This is a genomic window from Pseudoalteromonas sp. S8-8 (assembly GCF_000497875.1).
GTDB lineage: Bacteria > Pseudomonadota > Gammaproteobacteria > Enterobacterales > Alteromonadaceae > Pseudoalteromonas > Pseudoalteromonas arctica.
This window is the reverse complement of sequence record NZ_AUTR01000037.1, coordinates 96,323-112,855: the sequence shown is the minus strand read 5'-3', so window position 1 is coordinate 112,855 and position 16,533 is coordinate 96,323. Positions and strand designations below refer to the sequence as shown.

General features: G+C 38.0%; 12 protein-coding genes. 5 read left to right on the top strand and 7 right to left on the bottom strand.

Annotated elements, in window-relative coordinates; translation table 11 throughout:
• Positions 1–144: 144 nt before the first annotated feature.
• From L659_RS0112745 to L659_RS0112735, 3 genes are all read left to right on the top strand, one after another.
• Entirely contained in the window at positions 145–381 is a 237-nt protein-coding gene (locus L659_RS0112745; protein WP_002958240.1) for a DUF2789 domain-containing protein, read from the top strand.
• Between the two features lie 96 nt (positions 382–477).
• On the top strand, positions 478–744 hold the full coding sequence (locus tag L659_RS0112740; protein WP_007378199.1) for a hypothetical protein: 267 nt from the start codon (positions 478–480) through the stop codon (positions 742–744).
• Between the two features lie 13 nt (positions 745–757).
• Positions 758–1,531, top strand: a complete 774-nt coding sequence (locus L659_RS0112735) for a Zn-ribbon-containing protein (RefSeq protein ID WP_002958242.1) — start codon at positions 758–760, stop codon at positions 1,529–1,531.
• Positions 1,532–1,860: 329 nt separating this feature from the next.
• Here L659_RS0112735 and syd read toward each other — a convergent pair whose 3' ends face one another.
• On the bottom strand, positions 1,861–2,400 hold the full coding sequence (syd, locus tag L659_RS0112730) for a SecY-interacting protein (RefSeq protein WP_024590785.1): 540 nt from the start codon (positions 2,398–2,400) through the stop codon (positions 1,861–1,863).
• 59 nt (positions 2,401–2,459) lie between these two features.
• On the opposite strand from syd, the gene queF reads away from it, so the two are divergent.
• Positions 2,460–3,305 carry an NADPH-dependent 7-cyano-7-deazaguanine reductase QueF gene (gene queF / locus L659_RS0112725; protein ID WP_024590784.1) on the top strand — a complete coding sequence of 282 codons (846 nt, stop codon included), beginning with the start codon at positions 2,460–2,462 and terminating at the stop codon, positions 3,303–3,305.
• Positions 3,306–3,512: 207 nt separating this feature from the next.
• Here the strand turns inward: queF and L659_RS0112720 are convergent, their stop codons facing one another.
• Genes L659_RS0112720 through L659_RS0112710 form a run of 3 tightly spaced genes read right to left on the bottom strand, consistent with a single transcriptional unit; the run spans position 3,513 to position 9,867 of the window.
• A complete protein-coding gene (locus tag L659_RS0112720; RefSeq protein ID WP_024590783.1) occupies positions 3,513–4,418 on the bottom strand; it encodes a peptidylprolyl isomerase in 906 nt (301 codons plus the stop codon).
• Between the two features lie 32 nt (positions 4,419–4,450).
• A complete protein-coding gene (tamB, locus tag L659_RS0112715) occupies positions 4,451–8,140 on the bottom strand; it encodes an autotransporter assembly complex protein TamB (RefSeq protein ID WP_024590782.1) in 3,690 nt (1,229 codons plus the stop codon).
• Complete coding sequence (locus L659_RS0112710; RefSeq protein WP_024590781.1) at positions 8,140–9,867, bottom strand: autotransporter assembly complex protein TamA; 1,728 nt, start codon at positions 9,865–9,867, stop codon at positions 8,140–8,142. Before L659_RS0112710 ends, tamB begins: the two co-directional genes overlap by 1 nt.
• Positions 9,868–10,081: 214 nt before the next feature.
• On the opposite strand from L659_RS0112710, the gene L659_RS0112705 reads away from it, so the two are divergent.
• The gene (locus L659_RS0112705) at positions 10,082–10,417 is read left to right on the top strand and encodes a ribonuclease E inhibitor RraB (RefSeq protein WP_007378192.1); all 336 of its coding nucleotides are present in this window, start codon (positions 10,082–10,084) and stop codon (positions 10,415–10,417) included.
• A 35-nt stretch (positions 10,418–10,452) separates the two neighbouring features.
• Here the strand turns inward: L659_RS0112705 and L659_RS0112700 are convergent, their stop codons facing one another.
• The 3 genes from L659_RS0112700 to L659_RS0112690 form a co-directional block, all read right to left on the bottom strand.
• Positions 10,453–12,204, bottom strand: coding sequence for a DEAD/DEAH box helicase (locus L659_RS0112700; RefSeq protein ID WP_024590780.1), 1,752 nt, complete (start codon positions 12,202–12,204; stop codon positions 10,453–10,455).
• Between the two features lie 124 nt (positions 12,205–12,328).
• Complete coding sequence (locus tag L659_RS0112695; protein WP_007586043.1) at positions 12,329–12,631, bottom strand: H-NS histone family protein; 303 nt, start codon at positions 12,629–12,631, stop codon at positions 12,329–12,331.
• 533 nt (positions 12,632–13,164) lie between these two features.
• The gene (locus L659_RS0112690) at positions 13,165–15,792 is read right to left on the bottom strand and encodes a TonB-dependent receptor (RefSeq protein ID WP_024590779.1); all 2,628 of its coding nucleotides are present in this window, start codon (positions 15,790–15,792) and stop codon (positions 13,165–13,167) included.
• Positions 15,793–16,533: the final 741 nt, after the last annotated feature.

The following is a 16,533-nucleotide window of genomic DNA, read 5'->3' as shown; positions in this document are numbered from 1 at the left end:
TTTATTATTTTAGCTGTAGACTGTTAAACTTTATACCTAACTATATACCTAAAATTATTAACCGTAAATTCAGCGAGAGTTTAACTAGCTAGGAGTAGAGTTAATCCTTAGAATAAGTTTTCATTCGTTTAAAGGAGCAATATCATGGATACGACTAAACACGACATCAATACACTATTTGCACAGCTTGGATTACCTAATTCTGATGAACAAATAGATGCATTTATTGCCTCACATGAATTAGAAGACACAACACTACTCCAAGAAGCTTCTTTTTGGGATGAGGCACAACAGCACTTTTTAGCTGAATCGCTTGCACAAGACGGTGATTGGAGTGAAGTAATTGACGAGTTAGATGTACGCATTCGTCAAAGTAAGTAATTTTATTTAATGTACCCTCCCTTATTTATTGCTAACATAGCATCTGCGCAGCATTTATATGCTGCGTATTTATTTTATTAAAGAGTTATATATCTAATGAATTCAGTTGTATTTGATGCAATTAAAGCCCTTCTTGATGAAGGCAAAACCCCTACTGTAGCACTAACTAAAAGCCGTTTGGCGCAACCGGTTCCTATGCCGATGATTATTGCAGCAGTAAGCCAATATAAAAACAATCCTGATTCAATTAATAACTTCATGAGAAACCCACAGCAGTCAGATAATACTGAGCTTAAAACAAGTCAATTAGATAGAATTGAGCAAAAACTCGATAAACTTCTTGCACTGCTAGAACAAAAATAATTTGAGACTATAAATGTTCGTTGTTGATTTAACTTTTGATTGCTACCAAGACACCACCTTAGAACAAGCCGAACAAGCAATAAATCGCTTAGTAAATGCACTGCGTTTTAATGGTCAAATAATGGGTGAAGAATTTCCAACCGTTTTAAAAGACGGCTTTTTTATTACCCGAGTGATGTGCCCTACTGAAGATGCAATGCACCCGCTAAATAACAGCCCGTTTGTTAAGCACAGTATCGAAAAGTTACATAGTGCAGGGCTACTTGCGCCAAAAGTAAAAGTGATTGGACAAGATATTCACTCCAACGGCGCTGATTGCTGCAAAGAACCATCAAGTTATATTTTATACACAACCTATGTGCATACGTGTAGCCCGCTCTATTGTGGTGATGACTTTTTGCCTGTGCCGCTATTTCGTATTCCGGCAATTGCTAATGGTGACTATAAAACACTTATAAAATGGCAAGAAGATTGGCAAGCCTGCGATCAAATTCAAATTAATGGCGCAACCCGTTGTGAGTTTCCGGCACTTGAAGAAATATCGAGTATCCAAAGCGACTTATACAGACGCGGAAAAGACATAACAAAGCGAATTAGTTTTTTAACTAAAAAGCCAACCTATTATTATTTATACCGTGTAGGCGGCGTAGATAAAGCGTCTGAACTTGAACGAAAATGCCCTAGCTGCAATGGCGATTGGAAATTACCTGAATCGTGGTTTGGGTTATTCGATTTTAGGTGTGAGCCGTGTGGCTTAGTGTCTAATATATCGTGGGATTTTCAGTAACCATTAGGGCGTGTTGACCTTTGTGGGTTGAAATTTGTTCAATCTAGGGACGATTTAATCGCGGCGCGAGGTTTGTAACCTAGTGGGCTAAGTAAAAACCGAGCAACAAAGAGTAAATCGTCCCTAGAAAGAACCCAAAGGGCAGCGCATGTTTGGCATTTATGCTTCGTTATCGCCTATTTATGGGGAGTAACCACACTACATAGGCTCTGCCTTGCCTAAAAACCAAACACACAGCTGCAAAATCAACCACGAAAGGTCAACACGCCCTAGTAATGGCTCTAAAAATCAGCTTAGTGATGACGCTAAGCTGATTTATTAAACACCTTTTAAACCTCTAATGCCTTTAAAAAAGCATTAATGTTAGGTACAAGTACATGGTGTGTTTTTTTGCCTACGTGCTCTAAACATACTTCACCAGTGTGCACCAAAACACTCACTAGTAAATCATCTTGATCTGTTAAACCAATAAATACCGTTTCTGGCTGCTTGAGCTTGCGTTTCATTAAAACGTGACCCGTTATATTTTGCTGTAACAAATTAAAATCTTCTTCGTTCCATGCTTGTAGTAATTCAACCTGATGCCCATCAATAACTGCTGAAATGCTTCCACCGTACATATGCCCATATAGCTCGCTAAGCTCTTTTGGGAAATCAAGCTCAAGTGCACTGGCTAAATCATTAAGCGAACCTGCAGGTTGCTGACGCGCGCCCTGCCATTGAATGTTTCCTTGCTCGTCAACCTCACCAACTTCACATGGGCTTGGCCATTGCTCGTCATGCGCAATAAGTGGGTACTTTGTAGTGTTTTTCAGGGTATTTTCGCTAAATGTTTGATGAAGTTGTTCTATAAGCAATGCAACAGACATACTGTGAAACTCATTTAAATTAGATATAATGTCCCTATTGTAACTATTTAAGAGCAAACATGACAGATTACAGCAATTCTCCAGACCTTAAAGGTAGCGTATTAGGCCAATCTACTGAGTATGTAGATGTGTACACGCCAAGCTTGCTTTTCCCTATTGCGCGCAAACTAAATCGTGATGCTTTAAATATTGACGAAGCAGAGCTTCCATTTAAAGGCCAAGACATTTGGACAGGTTACGAGCTTTCATGGCTAAACAATAAAGGTAAACCGCAAGTTGCCGTAGCCTTATTTACCTTTGAATGCCAAAGCAGCCATATTATTGAGTCAAAGTCGTTTAAACTTTATTTAAATAGCTTTAACCAAACCCGATTTGAAAGCATTGATGTAGTAAAACAGCACTTAATTGATGACTTATCAAACGCGGTTAACAGCCCTGTCAAAGTGACTTTATATAATCCTGATGATTACAATTGCTTACCGTGTACAGCGCTGCCAGGTGAATGTATTGATGACTTAGATATTGAGATTAATAATTACGATATTGATGCTAATTCACTTAAAGCAAAAAGTGATAACGTAGTAACAGAAACGCTCTATAGCCATTTACTTAAATCAAACTGTTTAATTACCTCCCAGCCTGACTGGGCAAGTGTGATCATACGATACACAGGCGAGCAAATATGTCGCGAATCGTTACTGCGTTATTTAATTTCGTTCAGAACGCATAACGAATTTCATGAGCAGTGTGTTGAGCGTATTTATAGCGATTTAACAACACAACTTAATATTAAAGAGTTAGAGGTTTACGCGCGTTATACTCGTCGCGGTGGGCTTGATATAAACCCGTATCGCTCTACGCATTATAACGACACGCCATTTGCAGTTAAAATTAATCGTCAATAGATTTTTTGCACTGGAATATAAATATTGAAAAAGTAGCCTAGGCTCCTTTTCTATTTGTATATTTAATTAATACCAATTCGCTTAATTAAGTGAGCTATTTTGAGGCTGGGAAAACGTGTTGATAGCTAGGCAAAAAATTCGCTATTTAGTTGTTCTAAATGAGAATCTTTTAACGCAGGTAGCGACACGTTTAGCCCCGCAAAATGATTAAGTATTATTGCGGATTGGTATAACTTCACGCTTAGTGGGTATAGGCATACCACACACATCAATGTAGCTATGTGCTTTAACAAACCATGGTTCAATACGGTTTTTACGAGCACTGATTAAGTTTTTAAACACAGATGAGTTTGTTTTCATCACTTTAAATATACTTTTATCGCTTTGTACATCGCCAAGTACTTGTATATTGGTAATTGGGTTAAATACTTTACCTTCAGTTGGTGTACGCGCTAAACGATTAAAATGCTCTATACCTTCGAGCACTCGACCAAACACCGTAATGTTTTTATCAAGGTAGCGCGGGCCTTGCCCTATCGTTACAAAAAACTCCGTACTCGCACTATTTATATCGTTATCGCGCGCCATTGCAAACACACCACTACAATGCACTTGCCATGTTTGCGTATGTGCTGAGTTTTGAGCTACTGCAAAGCCGTTTAAAAAGCCAGTAACTAGTGCATATCCGTCGCCATTTAGCTCAGTAATTAAAAGTGGTTTGTTTGTTGTTAAATAAAACTCAGCAGGGACTGTTTTATCTGCCGTTTTAATTAACTTTTTACCCGAGCTGTCCCCGCCCTGAGCAACAAAACCTTCAACAAACCGATAAACGCTAGTATTTTTATAAAACCCTTCTCGCGCTAACTTTTTAATGTTTTGAACGTGCTTTGGGGCAAGCCGTTCATTAAGCTCAACATACGCATCGCCCGTTGGCAGCGTTATCTTTAAAATATTTTGAGCGTTCACTACTCGCCAGTCATTATCTTTTGCACTAGCAATTACCTCACTCGCGCTCAATAAAGGTAGCTCTTGATTAGCAACACCATTACCTAGTTGTTGAGCACAACCGCTCAACAAAACACTAAGCAGAGCCGGCAATATAATTTTTTTCATCGCTTATATCCTTATAATTATTATAGTTTTGGTTATTCCCAATCAAACTTATATAGCACATCAACATTTTGGTATAGCCCGCTCGTTATTTCTATGTATAACTGTGAAAGTAACTGATAACGCACAGCCACTTCACTGAGCGAATCAAATACACCCACGCTATATTTAACTTGCAAACTGGGTGCTACGTAACCTGATATTTCTACTTTGGTGCTATCACCACTACCTGATGAGCTTAAACTTACATCTGACAGCCCAAAGGTTTCACCTACCTTAGAAACAACCCCTTCGCTGCGGCTAACCCCTTGAGAGAGTAATAACTGTGTGAGCATAGCATCGCTTGACGAACTTTCTCCATCGCCTAAAGGTTGACCATTAAGTAAATATGCGAGTGCTTGAGCTTGATCCATCGCAGGCTCAGAAAATATTTTAAGCGTTGGTTGTTCAACATTACCCGTGAGCGTAACCCCTGCAATGACACCATTTGCAGTCGTATCGGGGTTACGTATTGCTTTAATATTTAAAAATGGTTGTTCAATTGAACCGCTAAAACCTACTTGCCCGGTGCTGATTATTAAATCTTGCCCAAAGGCTAAGTAAGTACCTTCAATTAAGTTAAGCTCACCTGTGGCTATAATTGGCGCACCTTGACTCATTTTTATCGCTAAATCACCCGCAACTTTTGATTCCAAGCCAAACGATTCTACTTTTACATCGTTTTTAACAATCACTTTTAAATCTATGTCGTAATCAAACGGAACTGTTTCGGTGGCCTCGGTTTTTTGATCAACAATAATTTCATCATCGCTAACTTGCACTGCGCCCTCAGGAAGCTCTTCAATCATTATACGACCGTAAGGCACAACTACCTCACCAGCAAGCTTGAGTGCATTATTTGCCAAGCCTATTTTTAAATCCGGCGATACTTTAAAAGTAACCCCTTGCTGCGCACGTACATAAAACTGCTCGCCAACTACCGCCACATTTACAGCAGGTTGCGCACCTTGCCAATCAACGTCACCGGTGAGATTTATTTTACCGCCCTGGTTGTCGTTTAAGTTGCCTTTTATTGTGGCTGTTGTTTTATCAAACAATACGTTTATATTTGATTTTTGCAGCGCTATAGGCAATTGCTCGCCCTCTAAACTAATATCGCTCACATTAAGCTCGCCATTTAATAATGGATCTTTTAACGTACCTGCTAACGCGACTTTTCCGCTAATATCACCTTTTAACTGCTCGAGGGTTTCAAGAAAAGGTTGTAAGTCTGAAAGGAGTATTTTATCGATATTAATGGTGCCATTAAGCGCTTGCGAATTTTGTATATCGTCGATATTAATTTGTGTATTAATTTTGCCTAATACACTTGATTCTAGATTAGCTTCAAGCTTGCCAATTTGAGAGTCCGAAAACGCACTAATAGTTAAAGTTTCGATTGGTAATTTAAAACGATCTTCTTCCGAGGTAAGCACTGCTTCTAAGTCGCTAGAATCGATATTTGCGCGTAATGTTTTAAGCGCACCGCTTTGCCAATTAAGTGCTACATCGCCAGCTATATTACCGCGAGTACGAATGCTATTAGGTAAAAAGTGCTTAAGCTCCTCAAGTGCTAAGTTGCTTAGTTTAGCATTTAACTGACCGAGATTTTTTGACTGCGCTAAGGTGTCTATGCATAATTCACTTTGATCAGATGCCCAACAATGTGCACTTACATCAAAGTCGCCACTTTGCGTATTAACCATAATGGCAATATTTTTAGTATTACTAAAACTAAGCTTTTTATCGCTAAGCGTTACATTACTAAGCTCGCCATTCCAAGTGGTATTATTAATTTTGCCATTAACTTCAAGTTCTACACTGCCTTGCTCGGCATCTACAGATGCCGTAAGTTGGTGATCTGTTTTGTCGCCGCTAATATCAATTTTAACGCTATTAATTTGCTGTTCGGCCACAAGCGCCGAACCAACACTTACCGAAACATCAGTTTGCCAATCGGCTGCGGTATCTAACTGCCCTTTTACTGATAATTTGTTAATGTTTATTTCATCAAAAATAAAGCGATCTAGTATTAGTGCTAAATCAACAGAGGGCGTTAACCTTTCCCCTCTCACTTTTAAATTTGCGTTGCCGTCGGCAGTAAATGGAATATTAGCTTTTTCATCACTTTTTAGCGTTACTTTGCCATCAACCTGCCAAGTGTCATCAACTTGACCGCTTAGTGCTAATTTATTGGTGCCGCTACTTAAATAAAAGCTATCAATATTAGCTTTTAACGTGTTGTCGAGCTTAAAGTTTGAGGCAAATTCTAGTGGCACGTCGTTAAGTAATCCGCTTAACTTTGTATTATTCATTTGTAGCTGCCACTTATCGTCAGCTGCATTAAACGAGCCTTTAAACTGCCCTGAAATATCACTGGTAGCGGCATCAGTTAAGTACTGCGCTTTTAAGTTAGCAAGCGTGCCATTAAAGTTAGCCTGTATGCCTTTTTGCCAATCAACATTGGCTTCTATAGTTGCACTGCTTTCGTTCGCTTTAATGCTTAGCGCTTGTAAAGTTGCTTTGGTGAGACTGCCTTTTAATTGGGTATTTAAGTCAACAGCTGGGTACGCGCCTAGTTGACTATTCGCCTGTAGGCTAAGCTGATAGTCGTCAGCATTACCTTGTGCGTTAAGGCTAACATTTCGTACTTTAAGTTCATTACTTTGTGCATCAATAAGCCACTGCTTAATTTTTCCATTTAACTCAAATGGATAGTTTTTTTGCTTTAAATTTGCCGTTGCCGTTAAACTAAGCGGATATTGCCCCTGTGTTTCTAAATTTAAGTTTAGATTTGATAAGTCGCCATTCAACTGCAAATTGGCTTGGTGCTCGTCACTTTGTAAAACAACATCCCCTTTCACGGGCAAATTCCCTGCAAGCTCAGCGTTAAGATGCGTATTAAGCTGCCACTGTTCATACTTTGCTGAGAATGACTCTAAATTAATAACCGCATCTTCCACACTTAATTGCAGCGAGATGTTTTCAATAACATGTTGGGCTTCGTTTTGCTCAATCGTAATTTTAGCTATTTCAAAGTCTTCAACAACTAAATCAAGTGGTGAAGTAAATTCTATATTAGGTAATACGGGTAGGTGCGTTAAAGGCGCTTGAGTATTTTGCGCCGTTTGTGTTTTCGCATCTTGTTCTTGCTCTTTTAAAGCAACAAGTATGGTGGGAATATTCAGGCTTTTAACCGTCAGCTTTGAACCCTCTGCTTTTGCTGAGAGTTTAAAGTTATTAACGCTTACGTTTGCACTTGGATGCTCTAGAGTAAATTTATTGATCGCAATGTTTTTTACAGCAATATTAAAAGGTAAGCTGATTTTTTCAAGCGGCTCTGCCGCGGCTTCTTCTTGTGAATCTGCAGTTTTTGGTAATGTTAAATTTATAGATTTAGCACTTAAGTTATCTATACAAATTCCATCGCACTGCCACCAAAACAAATCAATTTTCAATTGTTGTGCATTAAAGTCCAATCCGTTGCTAGCAAAGCGTACATTAAAGGCATCATTATAAATAAAACGGCCATCTTTAATTTCAATATGCAGTCCATCTACCGCTTTATTTGCACTATAAGCAATAAATTGATTACCGGGTGCGGTAAATAACAAACAAAATAGTGCAACAACTAACGTGACAAAAATAGCACTTACGGCGGCTGTTATCTTTTTTAATACTGACATTAAATTTCTGGCCCTATGGTAATACTTAAACGTGTGCTTTTACTTTCTTTTGTTAATCCCCAAGCGTGGTCTATACGCACGGGGCCAACGGGTGTTAAATAGCGAAAACCAAAACCAGCACCTACTTCAAAATCATCAGAAAAATCATTAGTCGCAGTACCACCATCAACAAATAAAGCTGCTCGCCAATTTTTAGCAAACTGGTAGTTATATTCCATCGTGCCCGATAGTAAATACTTACCACCTATTAGCTCGCCATCATCGTTCTCGGGCGAAATTGATTGGTACGCAAAACCACGAACGCTTTGATCGCCACCTGCGTAAAACCGAAGTGAAAATGGCACGTTGTTAATATCATCAACAAGCATTGCTCCCACATTCGCTTTTAAAAACACCAAGTGGCGGTCAAAATAAGTGCGTAGCCAAGCATGTTGCATTTGCACCCTAATCAGATTAGTACTTGAAAGCACATCATCTAAGCCAAACTCAGCAGATATAAGCCACTGCTCTCCCCAATAGGGAGTCGTGCCGCCTTTTGATTTTTTGCGCGCGTAGCTAATGCCAGGCATTAACATTTCGGTACTTTCTTCGTCTTCATCACCAATACGGTAGGTTTCTTGGTCGCGGCGTAAAAATGCAGTACGCACCCACTTATTTTCAGTCAACCATTGGCGCTGAACCTGCCCTGTTAATATTTCACTGTAAGTGTCGTTTGTGAGCTCATCTTCTAATTTATAACCGACAGAGAATCGCCATAAATCATCATTAGGATCATCAACCGGAATTGTATAAGCCATGGAAATATCTTGCTGCTTTTGCGCCACATTTAAATTAGTTTCGAGGTAGTGGCCGTCTTCTGTGATCCACGGTTTACTCCATTTAAAACGCACCTTGGGTCCTAAGTCAGTACTAAAACCACCGCCAATTTCATAGCTGTTAGCTGGCTTGGGTAATACTTCAACTTTAATCGGTACTTGGCTATTTTTGCGCGCTGCTATGTCAGCATAAACACGCACACTGGCAAAATAAGGGGTACTTGATAAATCCAAGTTATAGTCAGCAATATGTGTTGATTTATAAGGTTGGCCCTGAGAGAAAGGCGCTATAGAGCGTATGTATTTTTCAGCGGGTGTACTACTGGCAATTTGTATATCGCCAAACTGATACCTGACTCCGGTATCAATTATAAAAGTAATAACAGCACTATTTTTTTTAAGCGACACTTCTAATTTGCGCGCTGGCCACTTAGCATCAAAATAACCAAGCTCTAGCAACATAGATTCTATTTTTTTATGAGCAGAGTCATATTTACCATGATTTAAAACATCACCTTGTTTTAAGTTGGTGCTTTTAATCAATGCCTGTAATTGGGTATCGCTTTGACCATCACCGTTTAGCGTAATATTAATTGCTTCTATGCGAGTTGCAGGACCCCGTTCAACTTTAACTATTAGCTCGCTGTCGTTTTTATCATAAATAACCTCGACGGTCGGGCTATAATAGCCAAGTGCTTTGATGCTATTTTGTACTTGTTTTTGAGCATAACGACGAAGTGTACGGGTTGGCTTTTCACCAATTAATTGCTTGAGATAAAGGGCTACGTTATTTTCTAAATCGCCACTTAACCCTTCAATTTCGTAATCTTCTATGACTTTTTCTGCCGCATAGCTATTTGTCGCAATTAAAGCGCTCACAACACACATGCAACGTAAAAACTTAATAAACAAGTAAATATCCTTACTTTTAATATCTTACAAAAAACTGGTTAATTACCCGCATATTAGCATAGCCATAATGAGCAACACATTAACTTAATAACAATCTAACGCGTAAATTTAACTTTGAATAAATATCAGCATAATTAAAATTAGTACGCGTTAAGACAATATTTTAGTTACAATAGTGCCTACGAATAAAAAATTAATTTTAAATGAGTTTTTAATGCAATTCCCTGATGATGATAACGGCCAACTTTTAGCCGAAATAGCCGCTGCTGGCATTGATTTAAATAAAATGCACCAAGTCGATTTTTTTATTTTATTTGAACAAGAAGCCGATGCTGAAAAATTTGCTAAAGAAATAGTTTCTGATGCATTAGTTCAAAATGCTGAGCTTGAAAAATGTAAAGACACTGGCGTTTGGGAAGTAATCACTCAAGTACAAATGGTGCCAGAGCACACCCTTCTAGGACAAGCAGAGCAATACATTGAAAGTATTGCTAATAGCTTTAATGGATACGGTGATGGCTGGGGATTAATGGACGGTGACGAGGCTTAATCGCCTTTTAGTTCAATGTACTCTATCAGTTAAGCTTAGCGGCTTAACTGATTTGCCTTTCTAAAACCCCCTTTATAGTCAAATAGTTTATCAGCCACTTTCCAACCATACTTTTTGCTTTTTCGTGCAATAACAAAATCCGGTGGTACTAATTCAAATTGTGCTTTTACTACTTGCTCTGCAGTTTTAAAATTAATAGGTGTTTGTCCAAGTCCTACTCGTAGACCAAATTGCTTATTAAATATAAATTGCCCGCCTTTATTTGCGAGGTTATATACTTCATCGCAACTTGCACCATCTTCATCAAAATACGTTATTTTAATAAGTTCATCTTTAATTTGAGTTACCGACAACCCACTACATCGAAGCACAAGTGCGTCTTTTAAGTTTAATGCATTACGTAACTTATCATCAGGGTCGGCCATTACCGCGCCGCAATCATGGCATTTACGTGCAGCAATATCATTTTGGGCACCGCACTGCTCACACTCTTTAAACCTAAAACGATAATCGCACTGCTCTTTATGCCCATCATCATCTTCTAACAGCCCTTTACAGCGCCTGCCAAAGTGCTCTATTACTTTTCCTGCGGAATCAGTTTTACCCCAAAATATATTCGCAAAACCACAGCCAGGACAAAGTATCTGCACAGGTTCATTATCACTATCGCCTTTTTTATCGCCTACTTCTGGGTGAAATAAATTAAAACCATTGCCGGCATAATCTATTACTAAGCAATCCGTTTTTGATTCAGATAGCCTCAAGCCTCGCCCCACAATTTGTTGATATAAACTAACTGATTCTGTAGGTCTTAAAATAGCTATAAAGTCGACATGTGGCGCATCAAAGCCGGTTGTTAGTACCGATATATTAACTAGATACTTTAATTGCTTAGCTTTAAATTGCTTAATAATTTTATCGCGCTCAGTGTTTGGCGTATCACCTGTTATAAGTGCACTTTGATGAGCTGGTAGGTAGCTTAATATTTCCTGAGCATGCATTACCGTGGCGGCAAAAACCATAACACCTTCACGCTCTTCACTGTATTGAATTACTTGCTGTAATATAGCTTTCGTTGCGCGCTCACTGTTTTTTAAAAGCGCATTCATATCATCAGTCGTATATTGCCCAAATGCATTACTATCTAGAGACGAAAAATCATAATGGCTAATCGCTGCATCAACTTCGTTTGGCGGCGTTAAATAATTATGTTTGATCATATACCTGAGCGGCAATTCAAAAATACAACTTTTAAACGGGCTTTCATTAGTCCCTTTAACAAAGCCATGATAATGATGATGGTATATCCACCCCGTTCCTAGCCGATAAGGTGTTGCTGTTAAACCCAATACTTTTAACTGAGGGTTATATTCTTTTAAACTACTTATTACTTTTCCGTACTGGCTTTTTTTATCCCCATTTACCCTGTGGCATTCATCAATAATAAGTAACGAATAATGCTCATTTAATTTATTTAAATTACGAGAAAGTGATTGCACACTGGCAAAGGTTACTTGATGGTTTAATGACTTTTCTTTTAAACCTGCTGAAAATATACTCGCCTCTAAACCAAAACTTTTATATTTTTGCGAATTTTGCTCTACCAGCTCTTTTACATGAGCAAGCACTAATATTTTTTGCTTAGCTATACGCGCAAGTTCAGCAATAACAAGGCTTTTACCTGCGCCGGTTGGTAGTACAATAACGGCAGGATCATTACTCTTTCTAAAGTGTAAAACGGTTCGTTCTACGGCTTCTTGCTGGTAAGGTCTTAGTTTATAGCTCATGGGAAAACAAATAGGTTTGAGTGAAGAGATTTTAGCAAATAATAGCTGGGAGTTTTAAACTTTAATTATATTTTATTGAGGGGGAAACAAAAAAGAGAAGCCGAAGCTTCTCTTATATTTAGCTTTAGGCTAAAAATTTCTCAAGCTCAACACCTTCAAACGCTTTAGGACGACGGCCACGGCCTGTCCATTCAATAGTCTCACCATTAAGTTCCATGCGGTACTTAGGCTTAACTTTAGTACGTTTGTCTGATGCTCCATCTTGTAAATCTTCTAGCGTAAGTCCTTTTTCTTTTAAAAGATCCAAAACTTCCTGTTTCGCTTTTTGCTGCTGGGTATATTTTGAAATTGCATCATTGATAAGCTGTTGGGCTTTTTCAAGATCCGTTAATGATGCTGTTTTAATAAAAGATCGGACTTCTTTCATTTATATCTCGCTAAATTGTGTGATTGGATTTATTTAATTATTCTTTTTTAGTATAAGGGTATTTTTCAGGAATGACTATTACAAGATATAAACTAAATAATCCCTCTGTTAAATATACGCTATTAGTCCTACCTTATTAAATTAGGAGTAATTTAATATAAATTGTCGATGTATAAGGGAACTTCATTTTATAAAATATATAGTCGATAAAAAACACTACTAATCCGTTGAATAATAAATGCCAGCTTTCAGTACAATAAAGCAGCTAAAAACTTATATGTAATTTGCAAATATCATTACTTCGACTCAATTAAAAACCACATTATCTATTTTTCGTGTCAGGTGAATATAATCGGAAAATCACAAGGTAACAAACTTAAAAATAAAGTGGGCCAGTAAGTACATACAAACCATAATTAAAATTTTAAAGATAAAATTGCAAACCAAATGTAAAAAGGTCAGAAGCATAAGCAACTGACCTTTTTTTATAATCGTCAACGTATTGAAGACGAAACATAATCTATAAACGATTTTTAGAAGTTTTGTTCAACTTTTAAAAATACAGCTCGGCCTAAAACATCATATAATGATGTTGAAGCATCGCGATAACCTCTAGTGCCATCGTTTAGCTGTGGTGCTTCTTTATCAAACACATTGTTCACACCTAGTACAAACTTACCATTCCACTCATGGTTATATGATACTTGGATATTGTGTTTAATATAGCTTGGAATATCAGCTAAATATGTTACACCATACTCTTCATTACCTGAGTCTTGGTCGCCTATGTAGTATGTAGTCCATGCTGCACCAAATGCATCATTAGTCCAATCAAAAGTAACATTACCACGAAGCTCTGGGTACTCTTGTAAACCAGCGTAATCGAATGCGTCAGCACCCTCTTCTGTTACTTCTTCAAAGTCACTTACATAACTTAACTCACCTTTAAGAGCGAAGTTACCAATGCTAGATTCAAACATGTAAGCTGTTTTAAAATCAAAACCTGATGTTTCTAAACTCGCCATATTTTGGTCAAAGCTGTACATTACATCAATACGACCTGTATTTGGATCGCGAACTACTGCAGGGTTAGAACCATTGTCTTGCTCGTCTTTTAATAGACGTTCAACACTTACTGCTGCAATTCTGTTTTCTAACTTAATATTATAGTAAGAAAGCTCTACAGATAAGTCATCTGTTACATTCCAAACAAAACCTGTTGTAAATGATTCACCTTCTTCTGGCTCAAGATCTGGATTGCCACCAAACCAAGTTTTATGTTGCTGTGAAGCATTTGGGTTACAGTAAATAGCATCAGAACCTGCATTGCCTTGCGTATCACACCAAATTGTATCGTAAGCTTTTTCGAAGCTTAGTGCCTGACTAGAGAACATTTCGCCCATGTTAGGTGCACGGAACGATTCACCCCAGCTAGCTCGCACTAATAGCGCATCAGAAGGACGCCATGCAACACCAATTTGAGGGGCAACATTATCGAATGTTCCTGATACAAATTGTGAACCAACGTCACCTTCTTGCTCGTACTTGTCGTATCGAACAGCTGCTTTAATATCAACATTGTATGGTAGGTTTACTTGAAGCTCTGAATATACAGATGTTCTATCACGTTCTGCATTAACATCGTCACCACCTGAGCCACCTGACACACGACCTGAAGCCGATTGAGGGTCACTCATTTGTTCAAATTCTACTTGCTCAAATTCAGCACCAACTACGCCAGCAATCGAAACATCACCATTATCAAACAATAATGTAGATGCTACCGTATCAAATTGAGTACTTGTAAAACGAGCTTGATACACACCTGTGTGAGCAGCTTGCCCATACAAGTCTTTCATGCTGCTATCCCAGTTAGCAAAGCTCATTCCTGATGTATTAAAGATATCATATTCGCCGCTATCAATTAATTTCTGAACAACATCATCATTTATCAGGTTTGTATTGAATGAGTTAGTTGTAGAACGGCTGTGTTGTACATTAAATTCCCAGTCAATACCATTTGCAACATCTACAAAGCCGACTAAACCACCTAAGAAATCAATACTATTAATTTCAGTACGAGTATCTCGCTCACCAATGTTAGCTGAGCGCATGTATAGAGTTAAATCTTCGCCTACAGGGTTTAAAGGATTATCAGCCAACATAGTTGGTTGGTTTGTAGATACAGGTGTACCTGCATAGCGAGAATCAGTTTCAGAAAGTGATGCACTTGCGCGGCCACGGAACTTTAAGTTATCAGTGAATTCATAATTGAAATTTGAAAGCATTGAGTTCTGAGTAGTATCACCAAATAACTTAGTTACTGCACCATAGTTATATAAACAGCGAGTGCCACCATCAACCGTGTTATTTGATTCTGCACACATAGTAGGGCTTGTAACCCAACCACTAGCACCATTACCATTTGGAACTGAGCTAAATGACGAATAATCAGCATAAGTCTCATCATTTAATTTCCAAATATCTCTATCGTATACTGATTCAGCATCATAATATTCATAAGTTAATGTAATATTACCTTTCTCACCAGAGTAACCTGTACTTACGTTAAAACGATTTGTATCACCACCTTCGGCACTAGGTAGCTCAGTATCATATGAAAAACTTAAACCGTTAAAGTCTTTTTTTGTAATAATGTTAATAACACCTGCAACAGCATCTGAGCCATATACAGCAGAAGCACCTTCACGAAGAATCTCAATTCTTTCTACTATTGCCATTGGAATACGAGAAGTATCTGCGGCAGCGCCTGAAGACGAACTTGTACCAGGCATACGGCGACCGTCAAGTAGCACTAATGTGTACTCAGCCCCAAGGCCACGCATGTTAATATTACTTGTTGCTGCTGCGCCGTTACCGTAGCCAGACATACCACGCCATGAACCAAAGCTATTTACAGAAGTATTATTTAAAACATCAGCAACTGATGCTTCACCTGATAATTGTAGATCTGCAGCGGTAATAACAGTTACTGGTGATGATGTTTCCATATCAACTTGCTTAATGCGAGACCCAGTTACTTCTATACGCTCAACTTTTTCTTTTTCTGCTGCCATAGAGCTTGCAGAAAAAGCAGCGGTGGATACCGCACTAAAAGCAATCGCTAAGCGAACTGCCTTTGAAACTTTATTATTTAACATTTGATTCTCCCTAGAATACTATTTTAATTATTTTGTTTTCAAAACGGTCTGTAATTAATCACAGTACCTGTTTCGATTTGAATAGTAGTCCCAAGTTATGCAAAAGGTCAACACTTGGCTAACCAAATAAAACCCTTTATTTACAAAACCTTAAAGTAACAAAAAACAAACACAATGCTCTTTTTGCATTATTGCATTATTGCATTATTGCAAAAACTTGATTTAGAATAAGTGCTATTTACTGAAGAAATCATATCTAAGTCTCGCCTCAAACAAGTTACTTACTTCCTTATTGTGGCGAATTATGTAGGTGTAAAAGCATGCAAAAAATAAATTACCTACATAAAATTAACAAAAATGATTGAGACAACTATAGCTATTCAACTATCTGAAAAAGTACTACTTGGCCTTTCTAAAAAAGAAAAAATCCATAAAGCTATATTTTCATTGATTTCCAAAATCGTGCACAGAAAGCAGGCTAACTAAGATATCTGAGTCACTTTTTGTAGTAATTACTATTAAATATGTATAAATGCTTAGTCTATATCAGTAAGTCAGCGAGCTAGGAGTGCTAATAACTCCTTGTATAGATAAAGACGCTAGGCAAGTGACGCAAGCTTAATACTTAAACGAAGAAATGAAAGAGTTGCAGCTGTTATGCGTAATGTAATGTGATGCTGCTGATAGCTTTAATACTCAAAGATATTAAAGCACCACCCTATTCATTAGATTAGAATATAA